Annotated in this window: 11 protein-coding genes and 5 pseudogenes; 10 read left to right on the forward strand and 6 right to left on the reverse strand. The window is 56.3% G+C overall.

Features of this window, described 5'->3' with window-relative positions; genetic code table 11:
* Positions 1-911 precede the first annotated feature (911 nt).
* The 5 genes and pseudogenes from JCM12539_RS14140 (at position 912) to JCM12539_RS07870 (ending at position 5,135) form a co-directional block, all read left to right on the forward strand.
* Positions 912-1,094 (forward strand): helix-turn-helix domain-containing protein, encoded by a 183-nt coding sequence (locus JCM12539_RS14140; RefSeq protein WP_225350306.1) that lies wholly within the window; start codon positions 912-914, stop codon positions 1,092-1,094.
* Positions 1,095-1,126: 32 nt separating this feature from the next.
* Positions 1,127-1,579 carry a metal-dependent transcriptional regulator gene (locus JCM12539_RS07855; RefSeq protein WP_263849773.1) on the forward strand — a complete coding sequence of 151 codons (453 nt, stop codon included), beginning with the start codon at positions 1,127-1,129 and terminating at the stop codon, positions 1,577-1,579.
* A 24-nt stretch (positions 1,580-1,603) separates the two neighbouring features.
* Positions 1,604-3,079 (forward strand): annotated as a pseudogene (zwf, locus tag JCM12539_RS07860) (glucose-6-phosphate dehydrogenase).
* A gap of 258 nt (positions 3,080-3,337) precedes the next feature.
* A complete protein-coding gene (locus tag JCM12539_RS07865) occupies positions 3,338-4,036 on the forward strand; it encodes a type 1 glutamine amidotransferase domain-containing protein (RefSeq protein ID WP_054650510.1) in 699 nt (232 codons plus the stop codon).
* A complete protein-coding gene (locus tag JCM12539_RS07870) occupies positions 4,029-5,135 on the forward strand; it encodes an NADH-dependent flavin oxidoreductase (RefSeq protein ID WP_054650512.1) in 1,107 nt (368 codons plus the stop codon). Before JCM12539_RS07865 ends, JCM12539_RS07870 begins: the two co-directional genes overlap by 8 nt.
* A 52-nt stretch (positions 5,136-5,187) precedes the next feature.
* Here the strand turns inward: JCM12539_RS07870 and JCM12539_RS15210 are convergent, their stop codons facing one another.
* The 6 genes and pseudogenes from JCM12539_RS15210 to argF form a co-directional block, all read right to left on the reverse strand.
* On the reverse strand, positions 5,188-5,499 hold the full coding sequence (locus tag JCM12539_RS15210; RefSeq protein ID WP_369396085.1) for a UTRA domain-containing protein: 312 nt from the start codon (positions 5,497-5,499) through the stop codon (positions 5,188-5,190).
* Positions 5,480-5,746 carry a UTRA domain-containing protein gene (locus tag JCM12539_RS15215; RefSeq protein ID WP_369396086.1) on the reverse strand — a complete coding sequence of 89 codons (267 nt, stop codon included), beginning with the start codon at positions 5,744-5,746 and terminating at the stop codon, positions 5,480-5,482. The genes JCM12539_RS15210 and JCM12539_RS15215 overlap by 20 nt, the downstream gene beginning before the upstream one ends.
* A 773-nt stretch (positions 5,747-6,519) precedes the next feature.
* Positions 6,520-7,239, reverse strand: coding sequence for a deoxyribose-phosphate aldolase (gene deoC, locus JCM12539_RS07880; RefSeq protein ID WP_054650514.1), 720 nt, complete (start codon positions 7,237-7,239; stop codon positions 6,520-6,522).
* Between the two features lie 127 nt (positions 7,240-7,366).
* Positions 7,367-10,492, reverse strand: a pseudogene (carB, locus tag JCM12539_RS07885) (carbamoyl-phosphate synthase large subunit).
* Positions 10,476-11,566, reverse strand: a pseudogene (locus tag JCM12539_RS07890) (carbamoyl phosphate synthase small subunit). Before JCM12539_RS07890 ends, carB begins: the two co-directional pseudogenes overlap by 17 nt.
* A 12-nt stretch (positions 11,567-11,578) precedes the next feature.
* Positions 11,579-12,605 (reverse strand): annotated as a pseudogene (argF, locus tag JCM12539_RS07895) (ornithine carbamoyltransferase).
* A gap of 305 nt (positions 12,606-12,910) precedes the next feature.
* Here argF and JCM12539_RS07900 point away from each other — a divergent pair.
* The 5 genes and pseudogenes from JCM12539_RS07900 (at position 12,911) to JCM12539_RS07920 (ending at position 19,366) form a co-directional block, all read left to right on the forward strand.
* Positions 12,911-14,116, forward strand: a complete 1,206-nt coding sequence (locus JCM12539_RS07900) for an argininosuccinate synthase (RefSeq protein WP_054650516.1) — start codon at positions 12,911-12,913, stop codon at positions 14,114-14,116.
* Positions 14,117-14,898: 782 nt separating this feature from the next.
* Positions 14,899-16,304, forward strand: a pseudogene (gene argH, locus JCM12539_RS07905) (argininosuccinate lyase).
* A complete protein-coding gene (locus tag JCM12539_RS07910) occupies positions 16,282-17,766 on the forward strand; it encodes an ABC transporter substrate-binding protein/permease (RefSeq protein WP_054650519.1) in 1,485 nt (494 codons plus the stop codon). The pseudogene argH and the gene JCM12539_RS07910 overlap by 23 nt, the downstream one beginning before the upstream one ends.
* Positions 17,767-18,032: 266 nt before the next feature.
* Positions 18,033-18,881 (forward strand): NAD(P)H-binding protein, encoded by an 849-nt coding sequence (locus tag JCM12539_RS07915; RefSeq protein ID WP_054650521.1) that lies wholly within the window; start codon positions 18,033-18,035, stop codon positions 18,879-18,881.
* A 50-nt stretch (positions 18,882-18,931) separates the two neighbouring features.
* A complete protein-coding gene (locus tag JCM12539_RS07920) occupies positions 18,932-19,366 on the forward strand; it encodes an Rrf2 family transcriptional regulator (protein ID WP_054650523.1) in 435 nt (144 codons plus the stop codon).
* The last annotated feature ends 13 nt before the right edge of the window (positions 19,367-19,379 follow it).

The following is a 19,379-nucleotide window of genomic DNA, read 5'->3' on the forward strand; positions in this document are numbered from 1 at the left end:
CTTTCGTGGGGTGCTCCGAGGTAACCACAGCTAGGGCGAAGGCTCCAACCCGCCAAGTGCGGGCGCGTTTCCGCCGCGATTCTGAGCCTGCCCGGAAACCCACCGGTCAGTCTCAGAATTCGTCGTGCCGTACGTCACTGCGTTCCTACGGCGGTACCCCCTGGCAGTGGTTACCTCTCCGACCCCCACACGCCTCCGCTCACCGGCCCGACCGACGCGGCCTCTCGCTGCTGTTGCAATTACGTTGCCAGTACGATGTCTCCTTCCCAAAGACGGCCAGCGGATTACCGACAGCTCGTGAACTCTAATCTACGTAACAACGAGACCGTCATCATGCGTTGCTCGACCAAACTGGTATTGGTATGGACTGTACCGTTATCTGAGTACGCACTACGGATTTGTCTGAAGCTGTTCTACAGTTGGAATGGTTGTGAGTCGTTTTGTAATCGTCACGGTGAACATCTACCGTTGGTCGTACTGACGTGGTGGTGGAGGTTGAGCGGCTGGTCCCCGTGACGGCTGCATGCCCGTAGTTCTGTTGGAATTAATGTCAGTTGGTGCTTTAGCGCCTACTGACAGTTATGACTTACAGAATCAAATTGGCTAGACCGAGTGGTTTTCTCGGGCTAGGGCAATTCGCGGTAGCCCGGTACGGGCGTGAGCGTGAGGCACGTAGCCGGTCGCGGGGACCAGCCGCTCAACCGGAGCCACCACGTCAGTACGATCAGCCACTAGCAGCGGTCACCGTGGAGCGGTCCACCAAGTCGCAGTACCCCACGGCACCCCCACCGGCCAGAACCGCCACCGCCACGACCGGACGAATTACGTGCCATAAATCGAGCGCAAAACGTGTCTTTTTCTTACAATTCGTGCATAATGGGACTATGGATAAAAATGGAGATAGACAGGGCATGACACCGAACAAAGAAGACTATTTAAAGATCATTCTCGAGCTGGGTGGCGACGAACACAAAGTCGCCAACAAGCAGGTGGGGGCGGCCATTGGCGTGGCTGCGGCGTCCGTGACGGAGATGGTGGACAAGTTGGAAGAAGCTCGGCTCGTCACCCACACACCGTATCACGCATTCAGCTGACTGATAGCGGTCGGCTGGCGGCAGCAAAGTTGGTGCGTAACCACCGCCTTTGGGAAGTGTTCCTGATGACCCAGCTACTTTATCCGTATGACGCACTGCATAGCGAGGCTGAATTACTGGAGCACGCCACGACGGACGATATGGCTAACCGCTTGGATTATTTCCTCAAGCGACCGAAGACCTGCCCGCATGGTGGCGTGATTCCGGATGCCAACGGGAATTATGTACACCAAAGTACGACCCCGCTGGCCGACCTGCAGCCGGGAGCAAAAGCCACGGTTGAACGCGTAATGGACGAGTCCAACCTCCTCGACTTTCTCAGCGTGATTGACATCAAGCTGAATGACGAAGTACTGGCCGTCGACAATAGTAACGGCGGCATCACGCTTCGGGTGTCCCGTACGGGCAAAGTGGTGATGGTCAAGTCTGAATTTGCACAGGGCATCTTTATTACCAGCCCAGAGATTATTGCAGCTAACAAGTAACGCGACTTAGGAAGGGCATGCATAATGACTCAAGAACAAGCAAGTGTAATTACAATTTTTGGTGGTTCCGGCGACTTGGCGCGGCGCAAGCTGTACCCGGCATTATTCCAACTGTACCGGCACGGCATTCTGCACGACCACTTTGCTGTCATTGGCACCGCACGGCGTCCGTGGACTAACGAGTACTACCGTGACGTCATCGCGACCAGCTTGAAGCGAAGCCGGGGCCGTGTCCGATTCGGTACACGCCTTTGCCAGCCACTTCTACTACCAAAGTCATGACGTCACTGATGCCGACCACTACGTCACGCTCCGTAAGCTGTCGGCCCAGCTCGACGACAAGTACAGCGCTGGCGGGAACCGGTTGTTCTACATGGCGATGGCACCACAGTTCTTCGGCATTATTGCCAGCCACATCCGGTCGGAGCAATTGTTGTCTGCGAGCGGCTACAACCGACTCGTGATCGAGAAGCCGTTTGGCCACGATTTTGATAGCGCCAAGGAATTGAACGATTCGATCAATTCTGCGTTCGATGAGGACCAGATTTACCGGATTGACCACTATTTAGGCAAAGAAATGGTGCAGTCGTTGATGGCCATTCGCTTTGGTAACCCCGTATTTAAGCCAATTTGGAACCGCGACTACGTGGATAACGTTCAGATTACGCTCGCCGAAGCCGTTGGGGTTGAAGAACGAGCGGGCTACTACGAAACGGCCGGGGCGCTACGCGATATGGTGCAAAACCACATCATGCAGCTCATCGCTTACGTGGCAATGCCCGAACCAGAATCGTTGACCCCCGCAGCGGTGCACCAAGCAAAGCGGAGTATTCTGGAATCGCTGAAGCCGTTGACGACTGCGCAGGCAGCAGACAACTTTGTACGCGGCCAGTATGTTGGCGATACGCCCGACCAGCGCGACTACGTGCAGGAGGACGGCGTGGCGGCTGACTCAAAGACGGAGACCTTCGTGGCCGGGCGGATTGAGCTGACCGACTCCGCGTGGACCGGCGTACCGTTCTACGTGCGGACCGGGAAGCACATGACGCGCAAGTCCACGCAGATTACGGTGAACTTCAAGCCGACTGAGCACAACATCTTTGCGCCGGTGGGTTGCCCAGATTTGAGCGGCAACTCCTTGACCATCTTTGTCGAGCCCGAGGAGGGGTACCGACTGGTGGTCAACAGCAAGCAGTTAGGCCAGGATTACCACGTGGGGCAGTTCCCGTTGAACTTCCGTCACACCGCCAACGAGATTGCCAACGCACCGGAGGCCTACGAGCACCTGATTCAGGATGCCTTGGCGGGCAACCAAACCAACTTTACGCGCTGGCATGAACTCAAGGCTACCTGGCAGTACGTGGACAAGATTCGTGAAGCGTGGGATGCCAGTCCGGACATGCAACTTACGAGTCTGGTTCCATGGGGCCATCTGCCTCGGATGACCTGCTGGCGAAGTACGGCGACAGTTGGAGCTGGGATGGTTCGGCGAACGATTAATTGAAAATATGGATGAATGGGTGCTACGTTGAGACGTGGCACCCTTTTTGTAGTGCCGTTTGGTCTGCACCATCCGTTTTAAACCTAGCGACTTTTTTTTGAAATGCCAATATGGAATGGTAATGGTGTGTAAAAAGAATTGCTACGCAAATGCCGCTGTTATGCGTTTTGCCGAGTTTATACATTTGACTTACTTTTAGTATGCAGTCATACTCGAATATGTGTTAACAAATACTAACGTAAAAAGGGGTTTGAGTGATGACAAAAGCTTTGATTGTTGTGACTAATACGGCACGGTTTGAGGGGATTAACCGGGCCACCGGGGTATGGTTGAGTGAGGCGACCCACTTCCACGCCGTTATGTCGGACAATGGTATTGATGTGGACTATATGAGTCCTAACGGTGGTTACGTGCCGCTCGATCCTGGTTCGTTGGCAACTGACGCTATGGACGATACGAATTGGCAATTCTATGGGGACAATGATTACCGCGAACGCGCGTTGGCACGTTCCCTGCGGCCGGATCAGGTTAATCCCGACGACTACGACCTAATCTACTATGCTGGCGGCCACGGTGTGATGTGGGACTTTCCGCAAAGCACGGCGGTGGCCGCAATTGCTCAATCCATCTACAAGCGTGGTGGTTTGGTTACTGCCGTCTGCCATGGTGTGGTGGGCTTGCTGGCAATTAAGGACGCTGACGGTGACAACTTGATTGTGGGTAAGCACCTCACTGGTTTTACCAACGAGGAAGAGGCCCTCAACCAGTTGACTGACGCCGTGCCATTCTTAGCTGAAGACGCCCTCAAAGACGCCGGAGCCGTTTACACGAAGGCGGACGCCTATACCGAGAACGTCGTGGTTGATGGACAGCTGATTACGGGACAGAACCCGCAATCAGCACATGGTGTCGGGATTGCGGCGGTACGGGCACTGAAGGGAGTACAGGTTGACTAATTTTGATGACAGTATTGAGTTGAAGTCTGGTGTAACTTTGCGTAATCGTTTGGTGATGTCGCCCATGACGACGGAACAAAGCTTCTTTAATGGCACCGTGACGCGCGGCGAGATCGAGTATTATGCTGACCGGGCCACGGGTCTTGGGGCCATCATTACCGGCGCGGCGAACGTGCAGGATGGTGGTAAGGGTTGGCAGGGCGAATTATCTATTGCCCATGACACTATGATTCCAGAACTTACTGAGTTAGCGAGCGCTATCCACGCGCGGGGCACGAAGGCGTTCGTGCAGATATTCCACGCGGGTAGGATGACCAACAGGGCCACTTTGTCCGGTGAACAAACCGTGTCGGCTAGTGCCGTTGCGGCGCCGCGTCCGGGGGCGGAGACGCCGCGGGCCATGACCATTGCGGAGATCCACGCTACGGTGCGAGCATTTGGCGATGCGACTCGCCGCGCCATCCAGGCCGGCTTTGACGGTGTCGAGCTACACGGTGCCAATACGTACTTGTTGCAACAGTTCTTCTCACCGCATTCCAACCGCCGTACGGACGAATATGGTGGCGATGTGTCGGGTCGGTACCGTTTTATCGGTGAGGTGCTCGACAGCGTCTTTGCCGCGGTTGACCAGTACGCCGATCGATCGTTCGTGGTGGGCTACCGGGTTTCTCCAGAGGAATTTGAGGAACCAGGGATTCGATTTGATGACACGCTGTGGTTGTTGGGCCAGCTGCGGGATAGCCGGCTGGATTACGTGCACATCTCGTTGAACAGTTACGACCGGGTGGCGCGCAGTGATGACTATCAGGACCGGCCAATTATCGCGTACGTGCACGAGGCGTTGCAGGGTAAGCTACCGCTGATTGGTGTTGGCGGAGTCCGCACCCGGCAGGACGTGAACAACGTGCTGCAGGATGCCGAGATGGTGGCGGTCGGCCAGCAACTTTTGTACGATCCCACGTGGGCGGTCAAGCTCGCGCAGGGCGCGGACGACGCGATGTTGTCGGTACCGTTCAAGGAGGCGGTGGAGTTCGTGCCGTTGAACACCCCGCTGTACAACTTTGCGGCCGCGCGTTATCGCGGACGTGTGAATATTTAGCAACACAAAGATGGCCGTCTCCAGCAATGGGGACGGCCTTCGTGTTGCCGCATTATGTACGCGCAATGTTGAAAGTAAAGTAGTTGTTGTCACCGCGATATTGGGCGATGGAGTACTCAAGGACACGCCCGTCGCTGACCTGACCCAGCGTGTGGAAGTAAAATGTAGGGCTGCCGGGCGCGACTTGGAGGCTGGCAGCCGTATCGGGATCGGCGGCGACCACTTCGAGTTTGCGGTTCACGCTGGTAATACCGAGGTGGCGGTGTTCTAGCTCGGTGTAGAGTGACTGGCGGGCAAAGTCGACCTGGTCGAGTCCGGGCAAAGGTGTCACTGTAGGTACGAGGTCACCAGAACGACGGCTCATCGTCGGCAAAACGGAGGCGCACGAGGCGGTACACTTGGGCATCATCCGGTAGGTGCAGGGCCTGTTGCACTTCGGGCGTTGCCAGTTGGGTGTAGAGCCCGAGCACATCGGTTCGGCTACAGCGACCGTTGGCGGCGATTTCTTGGTTATAGCTTTGAATGACATGGGTGAATTGTTGGGCAATCTTACTTTGCCGGACGAGGGTACCGCGGTGTTGTTTCCGTTCCAGTAATCCTTGGTTGACCAAAATCCGGATTGCCTGGCGATGGTGGGCCGACTCACGGCAAACTCGGCGGCGAGGTCGACCTCTTTGGGGATGATGCTACCTTCGGGATAGTGCCGTCGGTGATGCGGGCGCGCAGTGTTTGCTCAATTACCTGGTATTTCGGTTGTGTCAAAGCTATACCTCCGTGGTTCTTTGCCTACCAGTATAGCATGGGTGGTGTGTTGTGCTGGGTGAGTCGGTTGGCAGACTGCGCCTTTGGTGGAATTCCCTCGGTTAGTTGGCGTGGGGTGACTCCGGTAGCTAGCGTTGAATCCCTGGCCGGAGCTACGAGCCTCACGCTCCGGCCGTACCGGCCTCCCGCGAATGGTGGAACTCGAGCAAAAACGGCTCGATTTCCACCATTTGATTCTGTACGTCGCTACGCTCCAACAGAACTACGGGCCTGCAGCCGCCAGGGATTCAACGCTAGCTACCTACGTCACCCCGCGCCAACTAACCTAGTTTTGAATTACACCAGACCGCTTCAATTACGATGTGGCGAGTGCCGGGAGGGAGAGTTGGCTGACGGAGCTGACTGGGACTGGAACGGTGACCGCTGTTAGGGGGTACCGCTGTAGGAGCCAAGGGCGACGTACAGCGCGACGAGATTAAAGACTGACGACGCTTTTTGTCGGCAGGCTTTAATTCGCACCGGAAACCGCGTTATTTGCGGTTGGAGGTTTCGCCCTAGCAGCGGTCACCGTGGAATGTCCCACCAAGGCGTAGTCAGTCAACTCTCCCTCCCAGCACCACCATCAGTCTTGTTCAAGGCTGATGGTGGTGACGTGGTCGGTGAGCATGCGGTCGCGGAGCGCATTGATGATGTGCACGCCCGCACTAGTTCCAATCCGCGTAGCCCCCGCGCGGATCATGGCGAGGAAGTCGTCGGAATTGCGAATACCACCTGCGGCTTTGACCTGCACGGCGTCACCCACCGTGGACTTCATCAGGCGGACATCCTCGACCGTCGCGCCGCCGGTTCCAAAACCCGTGGAGGTCTTGATGAAGTCCGGCCGTACCCGCCCCGCAATCGTTGCTGCGCGCCGAATCTCGTCCTTTGTGAGGTAGCAGTTTTCAAAGATGACTTTGCATGGCACCTCGTGTTCGTGGCACGCCCGCACCATTGCCGTCATTTCGTCCTCAATATAGTTATCGTCGCCGTCTTTCAGGGCCGTGATGTTCAGAACGTAGTCAATTTCGTTTGCGCCGTGGGCCATCGCATCCTGGGCCTCGAAGACTTTGGCCGCAATACTGGTTTGGCCCAGTGGAAAGGCAATGGCCGCCCCCGTGTCAATATCGGTGCCCCGCAACTGCTTGGCACAAAGCGCGGATTGTACCTGGTTAATGGCGACCATTTTGAAGTGGTACTCCTTAGCCTCGGCACATAACTTGATCATGTCCGCACGGGTGGCGTCTGCGTGCAGGTTCGTGTGGTCAATCATGCGTGCAAAATCATCAAGCGTATATTTAGTCATCAGTTTTCGCCCCTTTATAATATGTAATTACATATTCAGAATAAAGCGCTTACCCACTAATGTCAATATACACAAAAATCGGCCTCAACTCGTGGTTGCATTCACGGTTGAAGCCGACTATTTACGTTTACACCTCTACGTGCGCGTGTGCCATAATCCAGGCGTGCAACGTGTCCAGCGCCGTCATGAGCGGTAGCTGTTGCCCCAACGTGTGGGCACGGAGCGCGACCGCGGCTGCGTCCGTCACCGGTGCGGTGCTGACGACCAAGGCGGTGGTGCTACCCAAAGTCGCGGTGGGGTTGGCCACCGCGGTCACCGGAACGCCACTTTGAGTTAAACCAGCGGCCGTCGCTGGATCCGCCGTCACGGTGTAATGCATCCCCAGCAAGGATTGCGCCAGTGGGGCGAGCTCTTGGTACTGGCGGGGATCGCTATTGAGCAGAACCGTTCCGGTTGGTGGCACGGTGAGCTTGGCGCCGGCAAAGGCCTTGGCGATGGCCTCCGGGAAGCTGGACGCACTGCCCATCACTTCACCGGTGGACTTCATTTCCGGGCCGACTAGCGGGTCGACTCCGGGCAACTTCGTGAACGAGAACACTGGTGCCTTCACGTGGATGGCAGTGTCCGGCTTGACCAAGCCGCTGTGATAGCCGAGTGCCGCCAGGCTTTCGCCCAGCATGCCCGCGTGGCGAGTTGCGTCATGGGTACGTGGGCTACTTTGGAGATAAACGGTACCGTCCGCGATGCACGGGGGTTAACCTCAATCACGTAGGGGGTATCCTTGTGGATCACGAACTGGACGTTCATGATGCCAACCGTGCCCAGCGCGTGGGCGAGTTCCGTGGCGTCGTTGACCATGGCTTCCTGCACGCTACTACTCAAACTTTGCGGCGGGTATACTGCCATCGAGTCGCCCGAGTGGATTCCCGCGCGCTCGATGTGCTGCATGATGCCCGGGATGATGACCGTTTCTCCGTCACTGATGAGGTCCAGCTCGGCCTCCTGCCCCTGGAGGTAGGAGTCGATCAGCACGGGGTGGTGGTTCGATATCTTCACGGCGCGGTCGATGTAGTCACGGAGTTCGGCCTCCGAATGGACGACTTCCATCCCCCGGCCCCCGAGTACGTATGACGGCCGAATCAGTACGGGGTAGCCCAAAGTGTTGGCAGCATCGATGGCCTCCGTTGTGGTCATCGCCGTCTTGCCGGCCGGCTGTGGGAGGTGTAGCCGCTGGATGACCTGGTTGAACTCCTCCCGGTCCTCCGCACGGTTGAGGTCGGTCAGCGTGGTGCCGAGGATGTTCACGCCGGCATCGTGCAGTGACTGTGCAAGGTTGATGGCGGTCTGTCCACCAAACTGGACGACGACGCCGATGGGGTGCTCCAGTTCAATGACGTTCATTACGTCCTCAAAGGTGAGGGGCTCAAAGTACAACTTGTCCGACACCGAGAAATCGGTGGACACCGTTTCGGGGTTGGAGTTGATGATAATCGCCGCGTAACCGGCTTTGCGGATCGTTTCCGCGGCGTGCACCGTGGCGTAGTCGAACTCCACCCCCTGACCGATGCGGATGGGGCCGGAACCCAGCACCAGAACCGATTCCTGTGCCAATGGTTCCGACTCGTTACTGTAATCATAGGTGGAGTAAAAGTATGGGGTTTTGGAGGCGAACTCCGCCGCGACCGTGTCCACCATCTTATAAACCGGCTGGATGTCCGCCTGCGTCCGCGCAGAGTGGACCGCGTCCGTGGTGGTGCCCGCGAGCCGCGCGATGGTGACGTCCGCAAAGCCGTTTTGCTTGGCTGTCGTCAGGAGTTCAGGGGACATAGGCTGGTCCGCTAAATCACTCTCAATCTCAGTAATGTGCAACAGCTTATCCAGGAAGAATTGGTCGATTCCGGTCCGCGCGTTGAGTTGCGCCAACGTGCAACCGCGCCGTAATAGTTCGGTCAGCATGAAAATGCGGTCATCGCACGCTGGCATCAAGGCGTCCAGCAGTGCATCGGTCGACATGTCGGCGTAGCGCAGGTCGCTTAGCCCGGTGACACCGATTTCGAGTGACCGAACGGCCTTGTTCATCGCTTCCTCGATGTTGCGGCCAATCGCCATGACTTCGCCGGTGGCCTTCATTTGGGTGCCCAACGTGCGGTCAGCGGTGGCGAATTTATCGAACGGCCACCGCGGAATTTTGACGACGGCGTAATCCAAAGCGGGTTCGAACTCCGCTGTCGTGGTGCCCGTGACGGGGTTCATGATCTCGTCGAGGTGGAGGCCCACCGCAATTTTGGCGGCCATTTTGGCGATGGGGTAGCCGGTAGCTTTGGAAGCCAGGGCGGACGACCGTGATACCCGTGGGTTCACCTCGATGATGTCGTAGTGGAAGCTGTGGGGATCCAGCGCCATCTGGACGTTACAGCCGCCCTCAATCTTCAACGCGCGAATGATTTTCAGCGCGACGTCACGCATCATTTGGTATTCCTGGTCGGATAAAGTTTGTGTGGGGGCGACCACGATGGAATCACCGGTGTGGATCCCCACGGGGTCGACGTTTTCCATGGAGCACACGACCAGCGCGTTATCGGCCGCATCCCGCATGACCTCAAACTCAATTTCTTTGTAGCCCGCAATTGATTTTTCAATTAACACTTGGGTTACGGGACTGAGATCAAGCCCAGTGGTGGCAATTTGTTCGAGCTCGTCGTGGGTGTGGGCAATGCCGCCACCAGTACCGCCCATGGTGTAAGCCGGGCGCACAATCACTGGGTAGCCGGTCGCATCGCCGAATGCGAGGCGTCGGCGACCGTGGTGACTGTTAACGATGCGGGCACCGGCTCGTGCAGCTGCGCCATGAGTTCTTTGAATAGTTCCCGGTCCTCCGCGGTGGCAATCGCGTCCATTTTGGTGCCCAGCAACTCGATATGCAGTTCGTCCAGGATACCGTCACCCACCAACTCGCGGGCGAGGTTCAACCCGGTTTGGCCACCCAAAGTTGGCAGGATGGCGTCCGGGTGTTCGGCCCGCAAGATGGGCTTGAGGCCCGTAAGCGTCAACGGTTCGATGTATACTTTGTCCGCCATTTCGGTGTCCGTCATGATGGTTGCCGGGTTGGAGTTCACGAGCACGACGTTATAGCCCTCTTCGCGCAGGGAGATGGCTGCCTGCGACCCGGAATAATCAAACTCGGCGGCCTGGCCGATAATAATGGGTCCGGAGCGATAATCAAAATTTTGTGGATATCATTGCGCTTGGGCATGGTACGCCTCCTGTGGTTGGTGGTGCGCGGCGATGGTCGCGATGAAGTCGTCAAATAAGTACGTGTAGTCGTGCGGGCCTGGAGTGGCGTCCGGATGGAACTGGACGGAAAAGGCATCGTGTCCTGCAACCGCAGCCCCTCGACGGTGTGGTCCGTAATCTCCACGTGCGTCACTGTCAGTTGGGTACCGGCCAGTGATTGCGGGTCAACCGCGTAGCCGTGGTTTTGTGAAGTAAACGCGGTGGTGCCGCGCTGGAGGTCGCGCACCGCGTGGTTAAATCCACGGTGGCCGAACTTGAGCTTGAAAGTGGTGGCACCGTTGGCGAGGGCAAACAGTTGGTGACCCAGGCAAATGGCCATGAGCGGTAGTAGGGTTTGCAGTTGTCGAATGGTGGGCAGAACGTCCGCATGGTCGGTGGGGTTCCCAGGGCCGTTCGACAGCAGGACGCCGTCCACGCCGCTGGCCATGATGGCCGCGGCGCTGGTTGTCGGCGGGAAGGTGACGGTCTGCACGCCACGTTCATGCAGGGCGCGCAGAATCGACCGTTTCAAACCAAAGTCGATTACACCAACGCGGTATTGGCTCGCGTCAGCACTGGTGGTGATGGTCGGGACGGTCTGCGGCTGCGTGACCGGCACGGGCGTTTGCAGGCTATCAATTACGGCCGGCGTAACCTCGTCCACGAGGGCGGCGTTCATGACGCCCACCTCACGGATTTCCCGGGTGAGGGCGCGGGTATCCACCCCCGTGATTCCGGGCAGATTGTTGGCTGTTGCCCAGTCGGTGAGGCTCAGGTCGCAGCGCCAATTTCTGGGGTGGCGCGCGACTTCATGCACGACAATAGCGCTGGCCTGTGGTCCGTTCGCTTCGTCGTCGTGGTTATTAATGCCGTAATTACCGATGAGGGGGTACGTGAACGTCAGAATTTGGTGGTGGTACGAGGCGTCGGTGATGGCTTCCTGGTAGCCGGTCATACCGGTGGTAAAGACGATTTCACCGGTGACGGGTTGGGTACTACCAAACGCGGTGCCAGGATAGACTGATCCGTTGGCGAGAACGAGAAAACGTTGCATGTGAGGCACCTCCTATGCGGGATCGATGGTAGTGGGGATAAACGGGTGCCCGAGGGTCGCGGCCATTACGGCTTTGATGGTGTGCATCCGGTTGGCCGCTTGTTGGAACTGGTGGGCAAAGGGGGCGTTAAACACTTCATCGGTAATTTCGAGTTCATCGAGGCCGAACTGATCGTGAATTTGCTGTCCCATGGTGGTGTTCAGGTCGTGAAAGGCAGGCAAGTCGTGCATAACGATGGTGTTGGGGTTATGCGTGGCCTGCACCGCGGCCATATTGAGCTGGTAGGGTTGCAACAGTTTGATGCGCGCGGCCCACTGGTCTTCTTCACCCATGGACGCCCAAATATCGGTGTAGAGGACATCGCTCCCCTCCAGTCCCTCCTGGAGGTCATCGGTGATGAGTAGCTGACTGCCAGACTGTGCGGCAAAGTTTTGGGCGATTTTCTGTACTGCCGCGGATGGCTGCAGTGACTTTGGACCCACGAGGTGGATGTTGGCCCCAAGCATGGCGCCGGTTACCAGTAGCGAGTTCGCAACGTTATTGCGGGCGTCGCCCAGGTAGGTGAGTGTAACCCCCTTGATGTGGCCGAAAATTTCGTCGATGGTCATGAAGTCGGCCAGCATTTGTGTGGGGTGCCAATCGTCGGTCAGGCCGTTCCACACGGGCACGCCAGAATACTGGGCGAGGGCGTCAACGGTGCTTTGTTCAAAGCCGCGGTACTCGATGCCATCGTACATACTCCCAAGAATCTTGGCGGTGTCGGCTAGCGACTCCTTCTTTCCCAATTGAATGTCGTTGGCCCCGAGAAATTCGGGGTGGGCCCCCAGGTCGGTTGCCGCCACGGTAAATGCGGAACGCGTCCGCGTGGAGGTTTTGGCAAAGAGGAGGGCGACGTTCTTGCCAGCTAGGTAATGATGCTCAACGTTATGGGCCTTCAAATCCTTGAGGTGTTCGGCAAACTTAATCAGGGTGTAGAACTCAGCCCCCGTGAAGTCTTTTTTCGGCTAGAAACGAGCGGTTTTGAAATTGATTGTACATATATATCTACTCTCCTTTGATTGATGGCAACCACACATGCTAATACCTATTAAAGGTAGATGGCCTACCCGTGTAGACAGATAATAACGTATGTTTATGCGCTTAGTATTCATGATGCTAGTATACATTTATTTGAATAATATGCAATAAAATGCGATAAAAAAGCCGAAAAATGCAAAAAAAATGTATTTTAGGTGTTTATTTATCAATTTTAACGTGCTATGATACTCACATCAGCTCATCCGGATACACAATCTGATGAATAAATACACGCAAATAAAGGAAGGTATTACTCATGAAAAAAAATCGTTTTAGCTTACTCCGGTGGTTTGGATACGTCCGTCGCAATCCCATGGTTGAAGGATAAGGGTTACGAAGTCATCGCCGTTAATTTGAACGTTGGCGAAATGGACAAGGATATTGACTTTATCAAGGCTAAGGCTTTGCAGGTAGGGGCCATCGAAAGTTACGCCATTGATGGCATGGCCGAATTCGCCGATGAATACGTGGCACCCGTGATTAAGGCCAACGCGTTGTACGAAGGCGAGTACCCATTGGTTTCAGCTTTGTCCCGGCCGCTGATTATCAAAAAGCTGGTTGATATTGCCCACGAAACTGGCGCTACCGCTATCGCGCATGGTTCGACCGGTAAGGGTAACGACCAGGTCCGCTTCGAGGCGGCCATCCACGCGTTGGACCCAGACATGGCCATTGAGGCCCCAATTCGTGACTTCCACTGGTCCCGTGAAGAAGAAATTGACTACGCTAAGGCTCACAACGTGCCGGTGCCCATCAACCTCGACTCCCCATACTCCATTGACCAGAACCTCTGGGGACGCGCCAATGAATGCGGTATTTTGGAAAACCCGTGGAACCAGGCACCAGCTGATGCGTACGAACTGACGGTAGCGCCGGAAGACGCACCAGATGAGGCCGAATTCCTCGAATTGACCTTTGACAAAGGGTTGCCGGTAGCCATCAACGGCGAACAGTTGCCGCTGTACCAATTGATCTTGAAGCTGAACGGTATTGCGGGTGCCCATGGCATTGGTCGGATTGACCACATTGAAAACCGTCTGGTCGGTATCAAGTCCCGTGAAATTTACGAGGCACCAGCCGCGGCGGTGATTATGACCGCGCACAAGGATCTGGAAGACCTGACGTTTGAACGTGACCTGGCGCACTTCAAGCCGATTGTGGAACAGCAATTGACGAACATGATTTACAACGGGTTGTGGTTCTCACCATTATGCGATGCTTTGAACGCATTTATCGACGAATCGCAGCAGGTGGTTAACGGTATCGTCAAGATGAAGCTGTACAAGGGGACCGCCACGGCTGTTGCCCGGAAGTCAAGTAACTCGCTGTACGATGAGGATCTGGCTACGTACACTTCGGCCGATTCCTTTGACCAAGAGGCGGCTGCTGGCTTCATCAAATTGTGGAGCCTGCCAACTACCGTTTACAGCCAAGTCAACGGCAAAACCGCCAAGAAGCCGCAGGAAGCGTAGTTCTCTTGGCGCGGATGGTGCGGGGCCGAATGCTCCGGTAACTGGGCGGGTGTCCGTGGCCGGGCACGCCGGCGGTGCAGCTAAATGCCCCGCCTAGATACCTCCGCATTTAACTACACCGCCACCGGGCCGGGTGCGAAAACTCGTCCAGTTACCTCCACATTCGGCCCCACACCACACGCCGACAGTACGGCTTCCTGACTAGGAATTTGATTGTGCTATTGGCGCTTGATGGACGGTAACCCGGATAAATCGCAGGGCAACTAAATGTCATGGCGTAGCTATTTGCATCGGGTACAGACCACGATGCTGAGTGGTCCCGTTGTCCATTGTTAATTGATGATTAAGTTTAAAATTATTGAGTAAGACGCCATGAAGATGGTGCAGGCAACTCTATGTGGTTGTGGTTTGGATTATGGAAGTTGCTGGGTGGTGACCCGCGGCGGTTGCTGGTGTATTCGGTGTACGCCGATTGGACAACGAATGTCAGCGGCTTTCATATTAACGTCGAAACAACTTGGTAGGTTACGGTTAAATTGTGGAGGTTATTGGGGGCACCCCGCGGCGGCTGCGAGCCCGTAGTTCTGTAGAAGGCGAAGCCGCCGTACAGAATCAAATCGGGGAGACCGGGCGGTTTTCCCGGGCCCCCCGATTCGCGGTAGCCGGCACGGCGAGAGCGTGAGGCTGGTAGCCGGCCGCGGGGTGCCCCCAATAACCGGAGCAATTTAACCGTAACCGGCGATTACGCACAAAATTATAGGGAACCAGAGGAGGACGCCATAATGGCAGTTAAGAAGATGTGGGGCGGACGTTTCAACGCCGTGAGCCCAGAATTTGCGCAGGAATTTGGCGCGTCAATCGATTTTGATCAGGCTATGGCGGCCGAGGACATCGAGGCTCCATCGCCCACGTAACGATGCTGGGTGACACCGGCATCGTGACCAAAGACGAGGCGGCAACCATTAAGCAGGGCCTCCAGGACCTCGACGCCGAATTGCAGGCCGGTCAACTTGAGTTCACGGTAGCAAACGAAGACATCCACATGAATATTGAGTCCCTCCTCACGGCTAAAATTGGTGCGGTTGCCGGTAAGTTGCACACCGCCCGCTCCCGTAACGATCAGGTGGCGACTGACTTTCACCTCTGGGTTCAGCACCGTCTACCCGAGGTAACCGCCGCCTTGAAGAAGCTCCAGACCGTCCTCCTCAACCTCGCGGAGACGCACGTGGAGACCATTCTGCCTGGGACTACGCACCTGCAACACGCCCAACCGATTTCTTTGGGTCACTACTTTATGGCGTACTTCAACATGTTGCAACGCGACGTGGAACGTTTTGACTTCAACATGCAGCACACCAGCATCTCACCACTTGGAGCCGCCGCGCTGGCCGGGACCACCTTTCCCATTGACCGGCAGGAAACGGCCGACCTACTTGGCTTTCAGCAGGTGTATACCAATTCGCTGGACGCCGTTTCCGACCGCGACTTTGCCATCGAGTACCTTACCAACGCCAGCGTGCTGATGATGCACCTGTCCCGCCTGTGCGAGGAACTTGTGCTGTGGAGCAGCTATGAATACCAATACATCGAAATGGATGACGCCTACGCGACCGGATCGTCGATCATGCCGCAGAAAAAGAATCCCGATTACGCGGAGTTGATTCGGGGCAAAGTCGGCCGTGTATACGGTGACCTCACGGGACTGCTGACGGTAATGAAGGGCCTGCCGCTGGCCTACAACAAGGACATGCAGGAGGACAAAGAAGGGGTCTTTGACGCCACCACGACCATCATGGGTTCACTCCACGTGATGACGGGGATGCTGTCGACCGTGCACATTAAGGCGGACAACATGCACAACGCGGTCAAAGCTGACTTCAGTAACGCGACCGAGTTGGCCGACTACCTCGCAGCCAAGGGCCTGCCGTTCCGGCAGGCGCACGCCATCGTGGGGCAGCTGGTGCTACAGGGTATTCAGACCAACACGCCGTTGCAGGACATGTCCCTGGCGACTTTGCAATCTGCCAGCGCGTTAATCGGCGACGATGTTTACCACGACCTGGATCCGGTGGCGGCCGTTGAACGCCGCCAGTCACTTGGTGGCACCGGCTTTGACTCGGTGCGCCAACAAGTGGCGGCGGGAAAACAACTATTGGGGGATGCCTATGCAAGTGCAACGGTGGGATAAAGTTAAAGCGTGGGTGTATGGGCTTGTTGCCGCCGCGCTGGTAGTCTGCGCGGTCACAATCATGCCCCGGCAGTTGACCCACGCGGCGACCACTGATGGTACTTGGACCAAAGTCAAGCAGTCGGGCGTACTGCGTGTCGGGCTATCGCCGGATTACGCTCCGTACGAGTTCCACTCTACGGCTGGTGGCAAGGACCAGATTGTTGGTTTCGATGTCACGATGGATAAGCTCCTAGCCAAGCGGCTGGGCGTCAAGCTCAAGCTCGTCGAAATGAGTAACGACGCGTTGCTGTCCGCGCTGGAGTCGGGCAAAGTTGACATCGTGGTCTCCGGAATTACGCCAACCGCGGAACGGGAGAAGAAGGTCGATTTTACTGACGTATATTTCAACGACCCCAACGTGGTGTTGGTACAGAAGCAGGACGCCAAGAAGTACCAATCCCTCAATGACTTCCAGGGTGCCAAGATTGGCGCGCAGATTACCACCATTCAGGAAGACCAGGCCAAGAAGTATTTGCACGGTGCCACGGTGACGTCCTTGAAGAAGGTCACCGACGAGGCCGCGCAGTTGAGTCAGGGTAAGTTGGACGGCATCGTGGTCCCGACCACGACCGCTAAGTCCTACGAGTTGGAGTCGGATAAGTTTGCGACGGCTCCGGTCAAGATACCAGGGGGTGGCGGTGAGTCCGCGATTGTACTGCCGAAGAACTCGCCGGTACTCAAGGCTAAACTGAACCAGATTTTGCACAAAGAGGTCATTGGGAAACCCATCACCAAGTGGCGTAACGCCGCCATGAAGCAGATGGTGCAAAAAGAGTCCTTCTTCCATAAGTACGCCCCGTACTTCGTGAAGGGCACCGAGTACACTTTGGCGTTGGCCGTAATTGGGGTGACCGTTGGCTTTGTCCTCGGTACGCTGTTGGCCATGATGAAGCGGTCCCGGGTATGGATCGTCAAGGCGATTGCTAACGTCTACATTGAATTTGTGCGGGGAACGCCGTTACTAATTCAGGTGTTCATCGTCTACTTTGGTACGCAAATTATTGGGTTGAACGTATCGGGATTTGTTTCGGGTGCCATTGCCATGTTCCTGAACTCTGGAGCGTACGTGGCCGAAATCATTCGGTCGGGTCTGAACGCGGTCCCAGTGGGGCAGGGTGAAGCCTCCCGCTCGCTGGGTCTATCCGGCCGGCAGACCATGCAGTTGGTGGTGTTGCCACAGGCGTTGCGCACCATCCTGCCTGCTTTGGGTAACGAATTTGTGTCCGTCATCAAGGAAGGGTCCGTGGTGTCCGTCATCGGGGTCGGGGAATTGACCTTCCAGACTTCCGTGGTGCAGGGTGCGTCGTTTGAGGCGTTCCTGCCGTTGATTGTGACCGCATGTATTTACTTCGTCCTGACCTTTGGCCTCACGCAGGTCCTGCACATGGGCGAGCGGCACTACAGCCGTGAACGGGTCTAGCAGCCACAAATCACATCGCAATTTGAGCTTTAATTACCGTCGCAGCGTTTCGTGCTAGCAGTGCTAGCCGGATCAGTTGTGACGGTTATTTTGTTGTCCCCGTTAAGCTGGCTGCGGGCGGGTAGACGGGCAAATGTACTCTGGCAGTCTCCGTTAACTGCGGCGGTCCGTTACGTTGTCGGTTGACAGAATAGCAAAGCCTGTTACAATAAATATTGCAAGTTAAAGTTAAAGTAACAGCTTAGGCTAAATATGGAGGTACGAATATGACTACTTATGCATTAACGGGTGTGACGGGACGCTTTGGTCGGACTGCGGTCAAGCGGTTGGTGGAATTAGTTGGGTCCGAGAATGTGGTGGCTTTGGCGCGCAACGTGGAGCGGGCCAAGAAGCTGGTGCCAGCCGGGGTGACGGTACGACCGGGTAATTACGATGATGTCGATCAGCTGACCACCTCTTTGCAGGGAGTGGACCGACTGCTACTCATTTCATCACAGCCAGGCGGCCCGGTTCCGCGCGAGCAGCAGCACCGTAACGTCATTGATGCGGCAAAGGCCGCAGGGGTAAGTTTTGTGGCGTACACGAGCTTCCCACGGGCGGATCGCTCGACTGCAGCGTTGGCGGCGGATCACCGCGTCACGGAAGACTACATCCGCGACTCCGGCTTGGACTATTCCTTCCTCCGCAACAACTGGTACTTGGAGAATGAGAGTAGCACGCTGCGGCACGCGCACGCTGGCCGGCCGTTCGTTTATTCGGCGGCAGCGGGCAAAGCCGGGTGGGCGCTCGAGCGGGAGTACGCGGAGGCGGCGGCTGACGTGTTGGCCATGGACCAGCCACGGACACAGTATGAGTTTGCGGGGCCAGCCCGGACGTACAAAGATTTGGCCGACGCAACTCAGGGGGACTTCGACGTTCTGTCTGTGGATGATGAAGCCTACAGTGCAGGCTTGCAGCAGGCCGGACTTGATGAACCGACTGCACAGTTAATCACCTCATTCCAGACGCTCATTCGCGACGGTCAGTTGGACGTTGATTCGACGGATTTGCAGGACGTTCTGGGCCACGAACTCACCCCAATTGAGGACGCAATTCGCGACGTAGTTGGTGATTAGGCAAAGATATATTATGATTAGTTAGAAATTTATTATTAGGGGTTAAGCTAATGAAGTATTCACACAAGTTGAGTGATGGGGTGCACATCCTGGCCTACGTATCGATTTACCAGGACGGTGACTTATCGAGCGCGGCAATTGCCAATAGTATTGAGTCCAATCCCAGCTTGGTGCGGCGGTTAATGGCTGCTTTGGTTAAGGCAGGCTTGCTGGAGACCCACCCAGGGGTCGTCGCACCCCGGCTGGCCCGACCCGCCGCGGATATTTCGTTGCTGGATGTGTACCGGGCAATCGAAGGAAATCAGCGGTTACTGCACGTTGATGACAAGACGAACCCGCGTTGTATTGTTGGGGGCAACATTCAGGATACGTTGAATGGTATCTACGACGATGTGCAACGCCAGGCTGAGTCGACGATGGCTGGTGTGTCATTGCAACAAGTGATTGACGATATTCTGGTGCGGGAATCAGCCCGCAGCCGCTAATGTGCTGATTTGG

It is taken from the genome of Lacticaseibacillus pantheris DSM 15945 = JCM 12539 = NBRC 106106, assembly GCF_001311175.1.
Taxonomy (GTDB): domain Bacteria; phylum Bacillota; class Bacilli; order Lactobacillales; family Lactobacillaceae; genus Lacticaseibacillus; species Lacticaseibacillus pantheris.